Here is a 16,988-nt window from a genome sequence, read left to right on the forward strand (position 1 = left end):
AAATGGGGGGCTAAAACCCCCCATTTTATCGTTTACCGTTGTTTTTTAGGCTAATTATTCGCCAGATGCCTGCTGTGCTTCAGGCTTGCCATAAATCAGCAGCGGCTCGGTTTGGCCCGAAATGACCGAATCATCGATCACCACTTTCTCTACGTTTTCCAGCGAAGGCAGGTCGTACATGGTTTCCAACAGCGCCGCTTCTACGATGGAGCGCAAACCACGAGCACCAGTCTTACGTGCCATGGCTTTTTTCGCAATGGCGGTCAACGCTTCGTCACGGAATTCCAGATCTGCACCTTCCAGTTTGAAAAGCGCCTGATACTGCTTGGTCAGTGCATTCTTCGGTTCGCGCAGAATCTGGATCAACGCGTCTTCATCCAGCTCTTTCAGCGTTGCGACCACCGGCAAACGCCCGATAAATTCGGGGATAAGACCAAATTTGATCAAATCACCCGGCTCCACCTGGCCCAGCAGTTCACCTTCAGTTGCCTTCTGAGACAACCCTTTCACTGTCGCGTTGAAACCAATGCCGCGGCCAGTATCGGTACGCTGTTCAATAACCTTGTCCAACCCGGCGAATGCACCACCACAGATAAACAGGATTTTAGAGGTATCCACCTGCAAAAATTCCTGCTGCGGGTGCTTACGCCCCCCTTGCGGCGGAACAGCAGCGATAGTGCCTTCAATCAGCTTCAGCAGCGCCTGCTGCACCCCTTCGCCGGACACGTCACGAGTGATGGACGGGTTGTCAGATTTACGGGAAATCTTGTCGATTTCATCGATGTAGACAATACCGCGCTGTGCTTTCTGCACATCGTAGTCACACTTCTGCAGCAGCTTCTGGATAATGTTTTCAACGTCCTCGCCCACGTAACCGGCTTCGGTCAGTGTGGTGGCGTCAGCCATAGTGAAAGGCACATCCAGGAACCGAGCCAGCGTTTCCGCCAGCAACGTTTTCCCACTACCGGTCGGACCGATCAGCAGAATGTTGCTTTTGCCCAGTTCGACACCATTATTGCTGTCGCCATTACGCAGACGTTTGTAATGGTTATAAACAGCAACCGCCAGCACCTTCTTCGCCTGCTCCTGTCCGATGACATAATCATCCAGATGACGGCGAATTTCATGTGGCGTCGGTAACGCACTACGCTCACGATGTGGCGCTACTTCTTTGATTTCTTCGCGAATAATGTCGTTACACAAGTCAACACATTCATCGCAGATATACACTGACGGCCCGGCGATCAGCTTACGAACCTCGTGTTGGCTTTTGCCGCAGAAAGAACAGTACAGCAGTTTTCCTGAACCGTCTTTGCGCTTATCTGTCATGAGTCAAACCTCTTCTCTAGTCTCTTGCCCGCAGGCCAACCACATAGCAATCGCGCCACAGCAAACGCCAGCCTACTAACATAGCGGCCGGCACCCCGCGTCATCTGGCTATTTCGCATCCCTGGAATTATTCACGATGGGTCAGTACCGAATCTACTAACCCATAGTCTACTGCCTCGGCAGCAGAGAGGAAACGGTCACGCTCCGTGTCTCTTTCTATTACGTCAAGAGACTGACCAGTATGCTTGGCCATCAGCTCGTTCATCCGAGCCTTCACTTTAAGGATCTCTTTAGCGTGGATCTCAATGTCCGTCGCCTGCCCCTGGAATCCGCCCAGCGGCTGGTGGATCATCACTCGGGAATTCGGCAGACAGAAACGTTTACCTTTAGTACCTGCTGTCAGCAGAAAAGCGCCCATCGATGCAGCTTGCCCCATGCAAATGGTGCTGACATCCGGCTTGATAAATTGCATGGTGTCGTAAATTGACATGCCAGCAGTGATCACGCCCCCTGGAGAGTTAATGTACAGGTAAATATCTTTTTCAGGGTTTTCGGCTTCCAGAAACAGCATCTGCGCCACAATCAGGTTAGCCATATGATCTTCGACCTGACCGGTCAAAAAGATCACGCGTTCCTTCAGGAGCCGGGAATAGATATCGTAAGAACGCTCCCCACGCGAAGTCTGCTCAACCACCATCGGCACCAGGGCCATATGAGGGGCCAGTTTTTCTTGTTCGCCACTGTATGACATTAACGTCTCCTAGATAAAATGCACTTGGCGCATACCGCCCGATTCTACTTGAGATGGAAAGTGATGACCATGCTCATACACGCAGTTAGCCATCTCTCCGTCGCCGGTATCGAGCGAGGTTCCCTGACGATGCAATCTACGCAGTATTAACCAGTTGGGGACCGATGCATCCTTTTTCAAGCTTACACCAGCGATTCCTTTTGGTTAAAGCAATATCCTGCGCTGAAAATGGGTTTGATTACGCCTTGATTAGTCAGCCATCAATAGATTAATCGCTATTAATCATAGTGCAGATTTGACAGAATCTGGCGATAGGTCGCCTATGTTGCCGTATTCAGAAAAAAAAGCCCGCAGCATCAGCCGCGGGCTTTTGAAGAAACGATTTACGGTGAAAAATCGTAATCAGGCAGTTGCAGTCTGATTCATCAGCTCGTTGAAGCTGACCGCTTTTTCTACCACTTTCGCTTTAGACAACAGCGTTTCGATCGCCTGCTCTTCCAGAGCAACGTTACGCATGTTGTTCATCATTTCTTTGTTTTTCTTGTAGTACTCAACCACTTCACGCGGGTCTTCGTACGCAGAAGCAATTTCATCGATCAGCGTATTGACGCGATCTTCGTCAGCTTTCAGCTCGTTGGACTCAATCACTTCACCCAACAGCAGGCCTACAACCACACGGCGTTTAGCCTGTTCTTCGAACAGTTCACGCGGCAGTTCCAGAGCCTGTTTTTCGTTGCCGCCGAAACGCTGAGCCGCCTGACGGCGCAGAACGTCAACTTCGTTGTCGATCAATGCAGCCGGCACATCAATGTCATTGGCCTTAACCAGACCGTCAATAACCTGAGACTTCACGCGGTTACGGATCGCACCTTTCAGTTCACGTTCCATGTTTTTGCGTACTTCGGCACGCAGACCGTCCACTGAACCGTCTTCAACGCCAAAACGTTTGATGAAATCAGCGGTCAGTTCCGGCAGTTCACGCTCTTCTACTTTCTTCAGCACGATGGCGAATTTAGCATCCTGACCTTTCAGGTTTTCAGCGTGGTAGTCATCCGGGAATTTCACCTCAATGGTGAACTCATCGCCGACTTTGTGACCTACGATACCGTCTTCGAAGCCCGGAATCATACGGCCCTGGCCCATAGCCAGAACGAAATCAGAGGCTTTGCCGCCTTCGAACTCTTCACCACCAACAGAACCGCTGAAATCGATGGTTACGCGGTCTTCAGCAGTCGCAGCGCGATCGGTTTCTTTCCAGGTTGCCTGCTGCTTACGCAGGGTGTCCAGCATACCGTCGACGTCGGTTTCAGAAACGTCCACCAGCGGTTTTTCAACCTCAATGGTGTCCAGATCTTTCAATTCGACTTCCGGATAAACTTCAAACTCTACAGAGTAGGTAAAATCACCACCGACCTGGTACTCGCCCGGAACATAGTTCGGCGCGCCAGCCGGGTTGATTTTTTCTTTGATGATGGCATCAACGAAGTGACGCTGCATCAGATCGCCCAGCACGTCCTGACGGACGGATGCGCCGTAGCGCTGCTCAACAATTTTCGCCGGCACTTTGCCTTTGCGGAAACCATCGATACGAACTTTTTTAGCCACATTGACCAGTTCGCTCTTAACGGCATTCTCAATGCTGTCAGCAGCAACGGTAATCGTTACGCGGCGCCCAAGGCCTTGAGTGGTTTCAACTGAAACTTGCATCTTGTTACCTCAAAAAATCACAGTGCTCGGTCAACCTCAGAGGCCGTTTTCATAAAGCGCCCAGGGGCGACCTTGCTGATCACAGTCTCACAGAACCAGGACGGCCACTTTACCGGACCAGTTCCCTATAGTCAGAAGCGTCCCGAATACATTCCGGAAAATAAGACGCGGCATTATAGCGGCATCGATAGACCGAGTCGAGGAGAGTAACCAGACTATTGGCGGAGGGCTTTCACACTTTTCATCTGCAAACCATCTGTAAATGGATTAACAGGCGTTAGCGGCTGTTCAACGCCAGGCGATACAGGCCACTCAGCGCTGCAATCCTGCACCGCCACAGGGCGGAGATGACGGCACCGCCATCTGCAAGTCCAGCCACTCTTTCGGCGTGTAAGTATGCAGCGCCAGCGCGTGCACCGCCCCCGCCAGTTCATCCGCCAATACCCGGTAAATCGCGCGATGGCGACCGATGACCCGCTCCCCGGTAAAGCACTCACTGACCAGTACCACCTTGAAATGGCTTTCAGCGCCAGCAGGTACGTTATGTCTATAACTTTCATCAATAACTTCAAGGTGTTGGGGTTCGAACTCTGAACGTAATTTGGCTTCTATCGTTTCACGAATCATAGGGTTACCTTTTTCAGGCATCAGTGAAAGTTACATTGATAAAACGGCTTTTTATCACTGACTGCTCGCTTATCCACTTCAAATTTAGTCGTTTTTTGAGTATTAATGAAAACCTATCGACTATCCGGGTACGCGTCGACGGGTCGGTTTATCAACCCGACATGCAATATCCGATTCCAGATGTCATCACGCATAGCATATTGGAAAAAAGGAATGCAGCTCAGCAGGATACTGACCACTTTCTGCTCTTTCCCTTGTCCAAGACGATGATATGATACCGGACTATGTTTATCCGCCAACCACCGTTTCATGACGAGAAGACACGCATGTTAAAAAAATTCATTTTCCCGTTGTTCGCCGCACTCTTGCTGGCAGGCTGTGCCAGCAAGAGCAGCACGCTGGATGTCACCCCGAAAATTGCACTACCGTCGCAAGATCCGACCCTGATGGGTGTCACCATCAGCATTAACGGTGCCGACCAGCGTGCCGACCAGTCGCTGGCACGGGTCAACCGTGACGGCCAGTTGGTGACGCTGACACCGTCACGCGATTTGCGTTTCCTGCTGCAGGAAGTGCTGGAGAAACAGATGTCGGCCCGCGGTTACATGATCGGCACCGGCGGCCCGGTGGCGCTGCAGGTGGTGGTGAATACCCTGTATGCTGATGTCGCCGAAGGCAATCTGCGTTATAACATTACCACCCGTGCGGATATTTCCATTATCGCGCAGGCAGCCAACGGTAATAAGCAGATCAAGAATTACCGCGCCAGCTATAATGTTCAGGGGGCGCTGACCGCTACCAACAGCAAGATTACCGAGTCGGTCAATCAGGTGTTAAGTGATGTCATTAACGATATGGCTCAGGACACCAGCATCAGCACCTTCATCAAAACCAACTCCCGGTAACAGTTTATTCTGCCTCACCTCCCTTGCCCTATCAGGGCAAGGGAAAAGGACCTCACATGCTCAGCCGTCTTTTTTCGCTTTTCCGCGAACGCAATAGTGTCATTCTTCTGATTTTAGGTTTTGCCTCAGGATTACCGCTGGCACTGACTTCCGGCACATTGCAGGCGTGGATGACGGTAGAAAATGTGGATCTGAAAACCATCGGATTCTTTTCGCTGGTGGGGCAGGCTTATGTGTTCAAGTTCCTGTGGTCGCCGCTGATGGACCGCTATACGCCGCCGTTTATGGGGCGCCGCCGCGGCTGGCTACTGGTGACGCAGCTATTGCTGGTAGCCGCGATCATCTTTATCGGCACGCTGGATCCCTCACATCATTTATGGTGGCTGGCGGCGCTAGCTGTCATCATCGCGTTTTGCTCCGCATCGCAAGACATCGTGTTTGATGCGTACAAAACCGACTTGTTGCCACCGGAGGAGCGCGGTAGCGGCGCGGCTATTTCCGTGCTGGGGTATCGGCTGGCTATGCTGGTGTCCGGCGGACTGGCATTATGGATTGCCGATCGTTTTCTCGGCTGGCACGCTACCTATTGGCTGATGGCCGCTCTTTTGTTGTTGTGCACGTTGGCGACCTGGCTGTCGCCGGAGCCGACTGTCAGCGAACCCGCACCGCGCTCTCTTGAACAAGCGGTTTTCGCACCGCTGAAAGATTTTTTCGGTCGCAATAATGCCTGGCTGATCCTCATGCTGATTGTGCTGTATAAGCTGGGGGATGCGTTTGCTGTCAGCCTCAGCACAACCTTTCTGATCCGAGGGATAGGTTTCAATCCGGGCGAAGTGGGACTGGTCAACAAGACGCTCGGCCTGTTCGCCACGATCATCGGTGCGTTGTACGGCGGAATACTCATGCAACGCTGGACGCTGTTCCGATCATTGATGTTGTTCGGCCTGCTACAGGCCGTGTCGAATGCGGGATACTGGCTCTTGGCCGTCACGGACAAACAGCTATTTACCATGGCATCGGCGGTGTTCCTGGAAAACCTGTGTGGCGGCATGGGAACCGCGGCTTTTGTGGCGCTATTGATGACGCTTTGTAACAAGTCGTTTTCCGCAACCCAGTTCGCGTTATTGTCCGCCTTATCGGCTGTCGGGCGCGTTTACGTCGGCCCGATTGCTGGCTGGTTTGTCGAATTATATGGCTGGGCGTGGTTCTACCTGTTTTCGATCATTATCGCCATTCCAGGACTGTTCCTGCTGAAGATTTGCCGTCCTTCGCTGGAACAGGCGCAGTTGGGTGGTGATTTCACTCGTCGTAACGCTTATCCACGCCTTTACATGCTTGCTTCCCGTCTGTTTTTTACCGGTTGTGTGCTGTTCGCTACGGGTCTGCTGGCCTGGGGTATGTTCGCTCTGGGCTGGCTGGGAAACACCAGCGCGGAAAACATGCTGATGCCGACAGGCGCTATACTGGCGGTACTGGCGATACTACTCGGCGGCTTACTGGATTATCTCTCGTCACGCCGCCTGTAAATCAGGCGGTTGTAAATCAATAAATACAGTCTATCGCCCAACAACGAGCCACCATTATCTATTATCACTTTATTAAATTATTTTTCTTCTCAGGCATCAGCGAATAGAAACATTTATTTCATTATTCTTAATAATTCCACCTGACCATGTTATTTGATGCAACGCTATAGAAACGAAATATTAACACCAGGACAAAATAGTATTCAGAAATAGTTGTAATTCCTGAAAAGCGATACATACTTTTTCTGTGGTCGGTTTACCCACTGTTTTTAAAAGTAATTTTTAGAAAATGTATCTCAGATGTGACAGGTTAGGCAAAAACTGTAAACAGCAGGCTGACATCTCTTTAATCATGTTTACAGTACGGTAACCTTCCCGTAAAATGCCCGCTCGCGTGAAATGACAATAGAGCCCTTGTAATTGAGGTCGCTAGATGAGACTCAGGAAATACAATAAAATTTTTGGGATGTTGTCTTTAATTGCAACCACACTGCTTCTCAGTGGTTGTGATATGGCATTGATGAACCCCAAAGGACAGGTCGGGTTAGAGCAACGTTCGTTGATACTGACAGCACTCGGTTTGATGCTGATCGTTGTTATCCCGGTGATCATTATGACGATTGCCTTCGCCTGGAAGTTCAGAGCTTCCAATGAAAAAGCGAAGTACACGCCAAACTGGTCACACTCCAACAAAATCGAAGCCGTTGTCTGGACGGTGCCCATCATCATTATCCTCATTCTTGGGACGATCACCTGGAAAACCACCCATTCGCTTGATCCCTACAAGCCTCTGGATTCCACTGCCAAGCCCATCAATGTTGAAGTCGTGTCGCTGGACTGGAAATGGCTGTTTATCTACCCGGATCTTGGCATCGCTACGGTTAATGAACTGGCATTCCCGACCAATGTACCGGTCAATTTCAAGATTACGTCCGATACGGTGATGAACTCCTTCTTTATTCCGCGTCTTGGTGGTCAGATTTACGCCATGGCAGGAATGCAGACCCAATTGCACCTGATTGCTAACGAACCAGGTAAATACGACGGTATTTCCGGTGGTTACAGCGGCAAAGGGTTCTCCGGCATGAAATTCACCGCCATCGCGACCCCTGATCAGCGAGCGTTTGACCAATGGGTTGAGAATGTACGCAAGTCATCCAAAACGCTGAGCACGATGAATGACTTTAACAAACTGGCGCAACCTACCGAGTACCATCCGGTGGAGTACTACTCTCAGGTTCAACCTGAGCTGTTCAGCCAGATCATTACCAAATTCATTGGCAACAACATGAACATGCAGCACGGTGCCGAAAGCGAGCCTAAGAAAGAAGAAGGCACGCAGAGTCACCAGGGCATGAACATGAGCGAGCACTCCTCTCATTAAAAGGAGTCGAGGGATAAACGATGTTCGGAAAATTAACTCTTGATGCGATCCCCTACCATGAGCCGATTATCATGGTCACGGTGGCGGCAATCATTGTAGGCGGATTAGCGCTGCTGGCTGCCGTTACCTATTTTGGTAAGTGGAAATGGCTGTGGTCCGAGTGGTTCACCTCTGTGGACCACAAGAAAATCGGTATCATGTACATCATTGTCGGTCTGGTGATGATGCTGCGTGGTTTTGCCGATGCCATCATGATGCGTGGTCAGCAGGTGCTGGCCTCCGCCGGTGAAGCGGGTTTCCTCACCCCTCACCACTATGACCAGATCTTCACCGCGCATGGCGTGATCATGATTTTCTTCGTGGCAACGCCGTTCGTGGTTGGTCTGATGAACCTGGCGGTTCCGCTGCAGATCGGCGCACGCGACGTAGCCTTCCCTTTCCTGAACTCACTCAGCTTCTGGCTGTTTGTTGTCGGCGTGATTCTTATCAACCTGTCTCTGGGGCTCGGTGAATTCGCCCAGACCGGTTGGGTAGCTTATCCGCCTTTGTCAGGTAAGGAATACAGTCCTGGCGTCGGGGTAGACTACTGGATCTGGAGTCTCCAGATTTCCGGTGTTGGTACTACGCTGACTGGCGTCAACTTCTTCGCCACCATACTGAAAATGCGTGCGCCCGGCATGACACTGATGAAAATGCCGGTGTTCACCTGGACAGCATTGTGCACCAACGTCCTGATTATTGCCGCGTTCCCGATCCTAACGGTAACCATTGCCCTGCTGACGCTGGACCGTTACCTCGGCACCCATTTCTTTACCAATGATATGGGTGGCAACATGATGATGTACATCAACCTGATTTGGGCCTGGGGCCATCCGGAAGTGTACATTCTGGTGCTGCCAGTCTTCGGTATTTACTCCGAAGTGGTAGCAACGTTCTGTAAAAAGCGTTTGTTCGGCTATACCTCATTGGTATGGGCAACTATCGCGATTACCGTATTGTCGTTTATCGTCTGGCTGCACCACTTCTTCACCATGGGGTCAGGTGCCAACGTTAACGCCTTCTTCGGTATCGCCACGATGATTATTTCAATCCCGACTGGGGTTAAAATTTTCAACTGGCTGTTCACCATGTATCAGGGTCGTATTCAACCACACTCTGCCATGTTGTGGACCACTGGCTTCATTATCACCTTCTCCATCGGTGGTATGACCGGGGTGCTGCTGGCCGTGCCGGGCGCTAACTTCGTACTGCATAACAGCCTGTTCCTGATTGCTCACTTCCATAACGTGATCATTGGTGGTGTGGTGTTTGGCTGCTTTGCCGGTATCACCTACTGGTTCCCGAAAGCGTTTGGCTTCAAGCTGAATGAAACCTGGGGCAAGCGCGCCTTCTGGTTCTGGATTATCGGTTTCTTCGTAGCCTTTATGCCGCTGTACGTGCTGGGCTTCATGGGGATGACCCGTCGTCTGAGTCAGCAGATCAACCCGGAATTCCACCCGCTGCTGGTGGTAGCGTCTGTCGGTGCCGGTCTGATTGCACTGGGCGTCCTGTGCCAGATCATCCAGTTTGCTGTCAGTATTCGCGACCGCGACCAGAATCGCGACCTGACGGGCGACCCATGGGATGCGCGTACGCTGGAGTGGGCAACGTCTTCTCCGCCGCCGTTCTACAACTTCGCCCTCGTGCCACAGGTTCATGAGCGTGATGCGTTCTGGGAACTGAAGGAAAAAGGCGAAGCTTATCGTAAGCCGGCGCAGTATGAAGAAATTCATATGCCGAAAAACACAGGAGCTGGTGTAGTTATCTCCGCCTTCGCTCTGGTGTTCGGTTTCGCAATGATCTGGTACATCTGGTGGCTGGCGATTATCGGTTTTGTGGGCATGATTGCGACCTGGATCGTGCACAGCTTTAATCAGGACGTGGATTACTACGTACCGGTTAAGGAAGTCGAAAACATCGAAAACCAAAACTTCGATAAACTCAGCAAAGCAGGCGTGAAATAATGGCCACTGATACTTTGACTCATCACAATGCAGCCCATGCCGAGCATGGGCACCACGATACCGGAAGTAACAAGGTATTCGGGTTCTGGATCTATCTGATGAGCGACTGCATCCTGTTCGGGATGCTGTTCGCGACCTACTCCGTTTTGGTGAACGGCACGGCTGGCGGCCCAACCGGCAAAGAACTGTTTGATCTGAAGTTTGTGCTGGTAGAAACCTTCGCCCTGCTGTTTAGTAGTATCACCTACGGCATGGCGATGATTGCCATGAACAAAGGCAACAAAAGCCAGGTTAATGCCTGGTTGGGTTTGACCTTCCTGTTCGGTCTGGTGTTCATCGGTATGGAAATCTACGAATTCCATCACCTGATCGTAGAAGGTGCCGGTCCTGACCGCAGTGCGTTCCTGTCCGCATTCTTTGCTCTGGTCGGTACGCACGGTATCCACGTGACCTCGGGCCTTATCTGGATCGCTATCATGATGATCCAGGTAACCAAGTACGGCCTGACCAGTACCAACAAGACCCGTCTGATGTGTCTGAGCTTGTTCTGGCACTTCCTTGATGTGGTATGGATTTGTGTCTTCACTGTTGTTTATCTGATGGGGGCGATGTAATGAGTCATTCCACACACGATCATGCCGGCGCCAGCCACGGTAGCGTGAAGTCCTATCTGATTGGTTTCGTCCTGTCCATCATCCTGACTGTGATTCCGTTCAGTCTGGTGATGAACGGTTCGGCTTCCCACAGCGTCATTCTGCTGACCGTGCTGGGCTGCGCCGTTATCCAGATTCTGGTTCATCTGGTGTACTTCCTGCATCTCAATACCTCATCAGAAGAGCGTTGGAATGTGGTAGCCATTGTGTTTACCGCCTTGATTATCGCAATCGTGGTGGTGGGATCCCTGTGGATCATGATGAATGCGCACCACAACATGATGATTCAGTAACCGAGCCTTTTACATGATGATTAAGCAATACCTGCAGGTCACCAAACCCGGCATTATTTTTGGCAACCTGATTTCCGTTATCGGTGGATTTTTGCTGGCGGCCAAGGGCACCATCAACTATCCGCTGTTTGTCGCTACCCTGATCGGGGTATCACTGGTCGTTGCATCGGGTTGCGTCTTTAACAATGTTATCGATCGCGATATCGACAAAAAAATGGAGAGAACCAAGAATCGGGTTCTGGTGAAGGGGCTGATTCCGCTGAGAAACACGCTGATTTACGCTTCGCTGTTAGGGATTGCTGGCTTTGCATTACTGTACCTCGCGGCAAACCCGCTAGCGATGTGGCTAGCGGTGATGGGGTTTGTGGTCTATGTCGGCGTTTACAGCCTGTACATGAAACGTCACTCGGTTTACGGCACGTTGATTGGCAGCCTGTCAGGCGCTGCGCCGCCGGTGATCGGCTATTGTGCGGTCAGCAATCAGTTTGATGCCGGCGCGCTGATTCTGCTGCTGATTTTCAGCTTGTGGCAGATGCCGCATTCCTATGCCATCGCGATTTTCCGCTTTAAGGATTATCAAGCCGCTAATATTCCAGTCCTGCCGGTCGTCAAAGGTATTTCGGTGGCGAAGCATCATATTACGCTATACATCCTGGCGTTTATGATTGCGACCCTGATGCTGTCGCTGGGTGGCTACGCCGGTTACAAATACCTGGTGGTGGCAGCAGCGGTTAGCGTCTGGTGGCTAGGCATGGCGTTGTCCGGCTACAAGAGCCCGAATGACGATCGCGTATGGGCAAGAAAGTTGTTCGTTTTTTCCATCGTAGCCATCACCTCCCTGAGCGTCATGATGTCAGTGGATTCGATGGCACCGATGCAGGAAACTCTGCTGACTTACCTGCACTGATATCATCAGTAAATGCTTACCGACAGACGGGCTTGCCCGTCTGTTTTTTTATCCCCCTCCCTTGTTCTGCCAAATACAGAAACAAACCTGTCGTTTACGCCTTTGGACCCGAACACTAAAATAGCGCTAACGAAATGTCAGAGGTAGCAATGAACGATAATCACATGACCCCTGTTGAGCAGAGGGCGACATGGGGACTGGGTCTGGTCTTTTCACTTCGTATGCTGGGCATGTTCATGGTGCTTCCGGTGCTGACCACTTACGGAATGGCCCTGCAAGGTGCCAGCGAATCGCTAATTGGTGTAGCGATAGGCATTTATGGCCTGATGCAGGCCATCTTCCAAATCCCATTCGGGCTGATGTCCGACCGCATCGGACGTAAACCGCTGATTGTCGGCGGTCTGTTGATATTTGTGCTGGGCAGCGTCATCGCCGCGCTCAGTGATGCTATCTGGGGCATTATTCTGGGCCGTGCGCTGCAAGGTTCAGGTGCCATCTCTGCTGCGGTCATGGCGCTACTGTCAGATTTAACCCGCGAACAGAACCGCACGAAAGCGATGGCATTCATTGGCGTCAGCTTCGGTGTCACCTTTGCCATCGCCATGGTAATCGGCCCTATCGTCACCCATGCATTGGGTCTGAATGCGTTGTTCTGGGGGATCGCGTTGCTGGCGCTGCTGGCTATCGTCATCACGCTGACCGTCATTCCTTCTGCACCTTCCCATGTACTCAATCGTGAATCGGCTATTGTGCGTGGTGGTGTCGGCAAAGTACTGGCTAATCCTCGCCTGTTAAAACTCAACTTCAGCATTATGTGCCTGCACATCCTGTTGATGTCGAGCTTTGTGGCATTACCGCGGGTAATGGAACAGGCGGGACTGGCACCGCAGCAGCACTGGAAGGTCTATCTGGTGACGATGCTGGTGTCGTTCGCTGCCGTCGTACCCTTTGTCATCTATGCTGAGGTCAAACGGCGGATGAAGCAGGTATTTATTGCCTGCGTCATGATCCTGATTGCAGCAGAACTGGTATTGCTACAGGCAGGCAGTCATGCATTGTGGCCAATACTCATCGGCATTCAGTTGTTCTTTCTGGGGTTCAACGTGATGGAAGCACTGCTGCCGTCGCTGATCAGCAAGGAATCACCAGCCGGTTACAAGGGCACCGCGATGGGCGTCTATTCCACTACCCAGTTTATTGGTGTGGCAATTGGCGGCAGTCTTGGCGGCACTCTCTATGACCTGCATGGTGCGTCGCTGGTGTTCAGCGCAGGTGCGTTGCTGGGGGTGGTCTGGTTACTGGTCAGCTTCACCATGCAGGAGCCTCCTTATCTGAGCAGCCTGCGCATTACCCTGCCGGATGGAGCACTGCGAGACAATACGCTATCTGATAAACTACAACAGCACCCAGGCGTGGCAGATGTGGTCATTGTGCCAGATGAACTCAGTGCCTACGTAAAAATCGATCGCAAAAAGACCAACCGACAGCAATTAGAGCAGTTGGTCAGTCAATAAAATTCAAAGGCTTGCCCACGCAGGGCAAGCCATATCAAAACATCCCGTTAGTGTTGGCGCTCGTTTCAGGTATCGGCTGCACCACATCCCAATGCTCCACGATCTTACCGTTATCGACCCGCAGAATATCGACCACCGCCCGCCCCCGGTCGTTGGGATCATTTCTTGCAAATACATGTAGATAGACTAGGTTACCGTCGGTCGCAGTGCGGATAATACGGTGCTCGGATTGTGGATAACGACGGAATAAATCGGTGAAAAAAGCCACAAATGCCTCACGCCCGGTCGCCGCATACGGATTATGCTGAATATAATCTGCGCTCAGGTATTTATCTGCCAGATCGACCCGCCGATGGCTTAACACCTCTGTGTAAAACTCAACCACCAACGCACGGTTCTTTTCTTCCTGTATCAGATCCCGCTGACCAGCCAGCCCGGCGATCTTCGCGCCACCCGGTAGGGATGTCGTCTGAGCCTGGGCAGGCAACATCGTTGACAGAATCAACGCCAATACAGCACACAATATTTTCATCCATCATGACCTTAATAACGTCTGGCAGAGAATGAGGCGCCGTACACAGTTCAGGGTATCTACGGCGCGCTCAGATTTGTCGGTTTTATGCTCAGGCTGGCACGGGGGCATCTGATGCGATCAGCCCTTCACGGCGTAGCGTGCTCCAGAATTCTGGTGGAATCGCCACTTTCATTGACTCGGCATTGGCGCGTACCTGGCCTGGAACCCGCGCCCCTGGAATAACGGCAGAAACAATCGAAGGCGCTGCCAGCGGCAACTTTGAGAAAGTGTCGACGGTTCATTGCGCTCTCCTTGTAAGTAGAATTTTTATGACTTCGGCATACTCAGCACGCAAAGCAGCAGACATCCCTGTCCTCTGCTTTATGTTGTCCCAGACGTGGTATGAGTTCGCATTCTTTTACCGTCGACACCTACTGGCTGTGAAGTACTTACAATCGTGTTAGCGACATAAATATGTGTGTTTTTTTATGTATCAACATGATTTGGAAGGTTATTTATTTTTTGTCAATACAGACCTGGAGGTCTTTACAATACGGAGGGAGCAGAACTGGAAAATAGCAGCAAAACCATTATTACCGTCCCTGAAGGTGGTTCAAGGCTGGTAATGAATAAGGCGCCGGAGGCGCCTTATTAACAAACCCTGTATTTCTGTCGCGGATTAACAGCAACAGGAATAGCGAGGCTCAATCGCGGAAATTATTGAACTGGAAAGGTTGCCCCAGATCAGCACCGCGCACCAGCGCAATCACGCCTTGCAGGTCATCGCGGGATTTCCCGGTAACACGCACTTGTTCGCCCTGAATCTGTGCCTGAACCTTGAGCTTGCTGTCTTTGATCAATTTGACGATTTTCTTCGCCAGTGTGGCTTCAATACCCTGTTTCAGCTTGGCTTCCACGCTATAGGTTTTGCCGCTGTGCTCCATTTCTTCAGGGATCTCCAACGAACCGCCTTCAATTCCACGTTTTGCCAGTTTTTCCCTTATGATTTCAATCAATTGCTTAACCTGAAAGTCCGATTCGCTGGCTGCCTTGATGGTTTGTGCTTTTTCATTCAGATCGAAGCTGGCCGACACATTACGAAAGTCCCAGCGGGTGCCCAACTCACGGGTAGCGTTCTCTACCGCATTACGGACTTCCTGCATATCGATTTCCGAAACAATATCGAAAGATGGCATAATTTTTTCTCCTGACAATAGCTGCCGAGCATGATAACCGCTCACGCCAAATAAGCAAAATTCGCCCGCTTACAGCGATTCGCACAACAAGCGGCGGGCGCTTGGCGGCGGAATACTTTATGATAAACCGGATAAGCACGAGCCCCCGGACAAAGGAAACTGCGGATGAAAATTACTGTTCTTGGCTGTGGCGCCATCGGTCAACTCTGGCTTAATGCGTTACACCGGCAAGGGCATGATGTACAAGGCTGGCGACGTATCCCGCAAGCGTCCTGTCAAATTAACGTTACGATGCTCTCTGGTGAGCGTTGTAACCTTAATCTGATAGCCAATAACGCCGAACATCTGGCGCAAAGCGAACTGCTGTTGGTCACGCTAAAGGCCTGGCAGGTATCCGATGCGGTTTCTGCCCTGCTACCCCGGTTACGCCCTGATTGCACTATTTTGTTGCTGCACAATGGAATGGGAACCTGGGAAGAGCTACCAGCAATCAGTCAGCCACTACTATTGGGGGTGACTACGCACGCGGCACGGCGGGACCCAGCAACGGTGGTGCACGTCGCCGCCGGTATCACCCATATCGGTACGCTCGACCGTTCGGTAAACCGGGAAGAAGAGCTAAGTCAACTGGCGGAAACGCTGCATCAGGCCTTGCCTGACGTCGCCTGGCATAACCACATTACCGCAACCTGCTGGCTGAAACTGGCCGCCAATTGCGTCATCAATCCGCTGACCGTGCTGTATCAATGCACCAACGGCGAATTGCAGGCTTATCCGGAGCAAATTGAAACGCTCTGTCAGGAAGTGGCGCAGGTCATGGACCGTGAAGGCTTCCATACGTCGTCAGAAAGCCTGCAACTCTACGTCAATCAAATCATCCAGAACACCGCGGCCAATACCTCCTCGATGCGTCAGGACGTACTGGCGCAGCGCCATACGGAGATCGATTACATCACCGGTTACCTGCTGCGCCGTGCCCGCGCCCACGGGCTTTCCCTGCCGGAAAACAGCCGTCTGTTCGACTATATCAAACGAAAGGAGAGTGAATATGACCGCCTCGGTTCTGGTCTGTCTGGCACCTGGTAGCGAAGAAATCGAAGCTGTGACCACCATCGATCTGCTGGTCAGGGCCGGAATCCGCGTAACCACAGCCAGCGTGGCAAGCGATGGCAACACAGAAATCACCTGCTCCCGCGGCGTAAAGCTGATTGCCGACGCGCCGCTGGTAGCCGTTGCTGATCATGACTTTGACGCAGTCGTGCTGCCCGGCGGTCTGCAAGGTGCGGAATGTTTCCGCGACAGCCCGCTGCTGGTTGAGCGCCTGCGGCAAACCCATCAGGAAGGCAAAATCGTAGCGGCGATCTGCGCGTCACCCGCGGTAGTGCTGGAGCACCACCAGTTGTTTCCGATCGGTAATATGACCGGCTACCCAACACTAAAAGCGCGAATTTCACCAGAAAAATGGTTGGAAAAACGCGTGGTGTTTGACCCACGTGTCAATCTGCTGACCAGCCAGGGCCCCGGCACCAGTATCGACTTTGCTCTAAAGCTGATCGATCTGTTGCTGGGTAAAGAGAAAGCGGCGGAAATCGCCGCGCAGCTGGTGCTGCCGCCAGGCGTTTATAACTATCAAGACCCTGCCTGAAGCCCAGAGACAAAAAAAGCGCCGGGTTAGGCGC

General features: G+C 51.8%; 16 protein-coding genes. 10 read left to right on the forward strand and 6 right to left on the reverse strand.

Annotated elements, in window-relative coordinates:
• Positions 1-54 precede the first annotated feature (54 nt).
• The 4 genes from clpX to bolA form a co-directional block, all read right to left on the reverse strand.
• Positions 55-1,329, reverse strand: a complete 1,275-nt coding sequence (gene clpX / locus OB87_RS14885; protein ID WP_033570195.1) for an ATP-dependent protease ATP-binding subunit ClpX — start codon at positions 1,327-1,329, stop codon at positions 55-57.
• A 127-nt stretch (positions 1,330-1,456) separates the two neighbouring features.
• Positions 1,457-2,080 carry an ATP-dependent Clp endopeptidase proteolytic subunit ClpP gene (gene clpP, locus OB87_RS14890; protein WP_033570196.1) on the reverse strand — a complete coding sequence of 208 codons (624 nt, stop codon included), beginning with the start codon at positions 2,078-2,080 and terminating at the stop codon, positions 1,457-1,459.
• A 402-nt stretch (positions 2,081-2,482) separates the two neighbouring features.
• Entirely contained in the window at positions 2,483-3,787 is a 1,305-nt protein-coding gene (gene tig / locus OB87_RS14895; protein ID WP_033570197.1) for a trigger factor, read from the reverse strand.
• Positions 3,788-4,099: 312 nt separating this feature from the next.
• Positions 4,100-4,414 (reverse strand): transcriptional regulator BolA, encoded by a 315-nt coding sequence (bolA, locus tag OB87_RS14900; RefSeq protein WP_033570198.1) that lies wholly within the window; start codon positions 4,412-4,414, stop codon positions 4,100-4,102.
• Between the two features lie 326 nt (positions 4,415-4,740).
• On the opposite strand from bolA, the gene OB87_RS14910 reads away from it, so the two are divergent.
• From OB87_RS14910 to OB87_RS14945, 8 genes are all read left to right on the forward strand, one after another.
• Positions 4,741-5,319 (forward strand): lipoprotein, encoded by a 579-nt coding sequence (locus OB87_RS14910; RefSeq protein ID WP_033570200.1) that lies wholly within the window; start codon positions 4,741-4,743, stop codon positions 5,317-5,319.
• A 56-nt stretch (positions 5,320-5,375) separates the two neighbouring features.
• Positions 5,376-6,845 (forward strand): muropeptide MFS transporter AmpG, encoded by a 1,470-nt coding sequence (ampG, locus tag OB87_RS14915; RefSeq protein WP_033570201.1) that lies wholly within the window; start codon positions 5,376-5,378, stop codon positions 6,843-6,845.
• Positions 6,846-7,278: 433 nt separating this feature from the next.
• A complete protein-coding gene (gene cyoA / locus OB87_RS14920; protein ID WP_033570202.1) occupies positions 7,279-8,229 on the forward strand; it encodes a cytochrome o ubiquinol oxidase subunit II in 951 nt (316 codons plus the stop codon).
• Between the two features lie 20 nt (positions 8,230-8,249).
• Positions 8,250-10,232 (forward strand): cytochrome o ubiquinol oxidase subunit I, encoded by a 1,983-nt coding sequence (gene cyoB / locus OB87_RS14925; protein WP_033570203.1) that lies wholly within the window; start codon positions 8,250-8,252, stop codon positions 10,230-10,232.
• Positions 10,232-10,846, forward strand: coding sequence for a cytochrome o ubiquinol oxidase subunit III (locus OB87_RS14930; protein WP_033570204.1), 615 nt, complete (start codon positions 10,232-10,234; stop codon positions 10,844-10,846). The genes cyoB and OB87_RS14930 overlap by 1 nt, the downstream gene beginning before the upstream one ends.
• Entirely contained in the window at positions 10,846-11,178 is a 333-nt protein-coding gene (locus OB87_RS14935) for a cytochrome o ubiquinol oxidase subunit IV (RefSeq protein WP_033570205.1), read from the forward strand. The genes OB87_RS14930 and OB87_RS14935 overlap by 1 nt, the downstream gene beginning before the upstream one ends.
• Before the next feature lie 16 nt (positions 11,179-11,194).
• Positions 11,195-12,085, forward strand: coding sequence for a heme o synthase (gene cyoE / locus OB87_RS14940; RefSeq protein WP_033570279.1), 891 nt, complete (start codon positions 11,195-11,197; stop codon positions 12,083-12,085).
• Between the two features lie 149 nt (positions 12,086-12,234).
• A complete protein-coding gene (locus OB87_RS14945; RefSeq protein ID WP_033570206.1) occupies positions 12,235-13,599 on the forward strand; it encodes an MFS transporter in 1,365 nt (454 codons plus the stop codon).
• A gap of 34 nt (positions 13,600-13,633) precedes the next feature.
• On the opposite strand, the gene OB87_RS14950 is transcribed toward OB87_RS14945, so the two are convergent.
• Complete coding sequence (locus tag OB87_RS14950) at positions 13,634-14,131, reverse strand: nuclear transport factor 2 family protein (RefSeq protein WP_033570207.1); 498 nt, start codon at positions 14,129-14,131, stop codon at positions 13,634-13,636.
• Between the two features lie 686 nt (positions 14,132-14,817).
• Complete coding sequence (locus OB87_RS14955; RefSeq protein ID WP_033570208.1) at positions 14,818-15,309, reverse strand: YajQ family cyclic di-GMP-binding protein; 492 nt, start codon at positions 15,307-15,309, stop codon at positions 14,818-14,820.
• Positions 15,310-15,474: 165 nt separating this feature from the next.
• Between OB87_RS14955 and panE the strand changes: the two genes are divergently transcribed.
• Positions 15,475-16,395: a 2-dehydropantoate 2-reductase gene (gene panE / locus OB87_RS14960; protein WP_033570209.1), complete on the forward strand. Its 921-nt coding sequence runs from the start codon at positions 15,475-15,477 to the stop codon at positions 16,393-16,395.
• On the forward strand, positions 16,358-16,954 hold the full coding sequence (gene yajL / locus OB87_RS14965) for a protein deglycase YajL (RefSeq protein WP_033570210.1): 597 nt from the start codon (positions 16,358-16,360) through the stop codon (positions 16,952-16,954). Before panE ends, yajL begins: the two co-directional genes overlap by 38 nt.
• Positions 16,955-16,988 lie beyond the last annotated feature (34 nt).

This window comes from Dickeya undicola, from assembly GCF_000784735.1.
In the GTDB taxonomy this organism is placed as follows: Bacteria; Pseudomonadota; Gammaproteobacteria; order Enterobacterales; family Enterobacteriaceae; genus Dickeya; species Dickeya undicola.

Bases quoted from the DNA above. Each gene is read 5' to 3' on its own strand.
- clpX (WP_033570195.1), bottom strand. From the start codon at position 1,329: ATGACAGATAAGCGCAAAGACGGTTCAGGAAAACTGCTGTACTGTTCT.
- clpP (WP_033570196.1), bottom strand. From the start codon at position 2,080: ATGTCATACAGTGGCGAACAAGAAAAACTGGCCCCTCATATGGCCCTG.
- tig (WP_033570197.1), bottom strand. From the start codon at position 3,787: ATGCAAGTTTCAGTTGAAACCACTCAAGGCCTTGGGCGCCGCGTAACG.
- bolA (WP_033570198.1), bottom strand. From the start codon at position 4,414: ATGATTCGTGAAACGATAGAAGCCAAATTACGTTCAGAGTTCGAACCC.
- OB87_RS14910 (WP_033570200.1), top strand. From the start codon at position 4,741: ATGTTAAAAAAATTCATTTTCCCGTTGTTCGCCGCACTCTTGCTGGCA.
- ampG (WP_033570201.1), top strand. From the start codon at position 5,376: ATGCTCAGCCGTCTTTTTTCGCTTTTCCGCGAACGCAATAGTGTCATT.
- cyoA (WP_033570202.1), top strand. From the start codon at position 7,279: ATGAGACTCAGGAAATACAATAAAATTTTTGGGATGTTGTCTTTAATT.
- cyoB (WP_033570203.1), top strand. From the start codon at position 8,250: ATGTTCGGAAAATTAACTCTTGATGCGATCCCCTACCATGAGCCGATT.
- OB87_RS14930 (WP_033570204.1), top strand. From the start codon at position 10,232: ATGGCCACTGATACTTTGACTCATCACAATGCAGCCCATGCCGAGCAT.
- OB87_RS14935 (WP_033570205.1), top strand. From the start codon at position 10,846: ATGAGTCATTCCACACACGATCATGCCGGCGCCAGCCACGGTAGCGTG.
- cyoE (WP_033570279.1), top strand. From the start codon at position 11,195: ATGATTAAGCAATACCTGCAGGTCACCAAACCCGGCATTATTTTTGGC.
- OB87_RS14945 (WP_033570206.1), top strand. From the start codon at position 12,235: ATGAACGATAATCACATGACCCCTGTTGAGCAGAGGGCGACATGGGGA.
- OB87_RS14950 (WP_033570207.1), bottom strand. From the start codon at position 14,131: ATGAAAATATTGTGTGCTGTATTGGCGTTGATTCTGTCAACGATGTTG.
- OB87_RS14955 (WP_033570208.1), bottom strand. From the start codon at position 15,309: ATGCCATCTTTCGATATTGTTTCGGAAATCGATATGCAGGAAGTCCGT.
- panE (WP_033570209.1), top strand. From the start codon at position 15,475: ATGAAAATTACTGTTCTTGGCTGTGGCGCCATCGGTCAACTCTGGCTT.
- yajL (WP_033570210.1), top strand. From the start codon at position 16,358: ATGACCGCCTCGGTTCTGGTCTGTCTGGCACCTGGTAGCGAAGAAATC.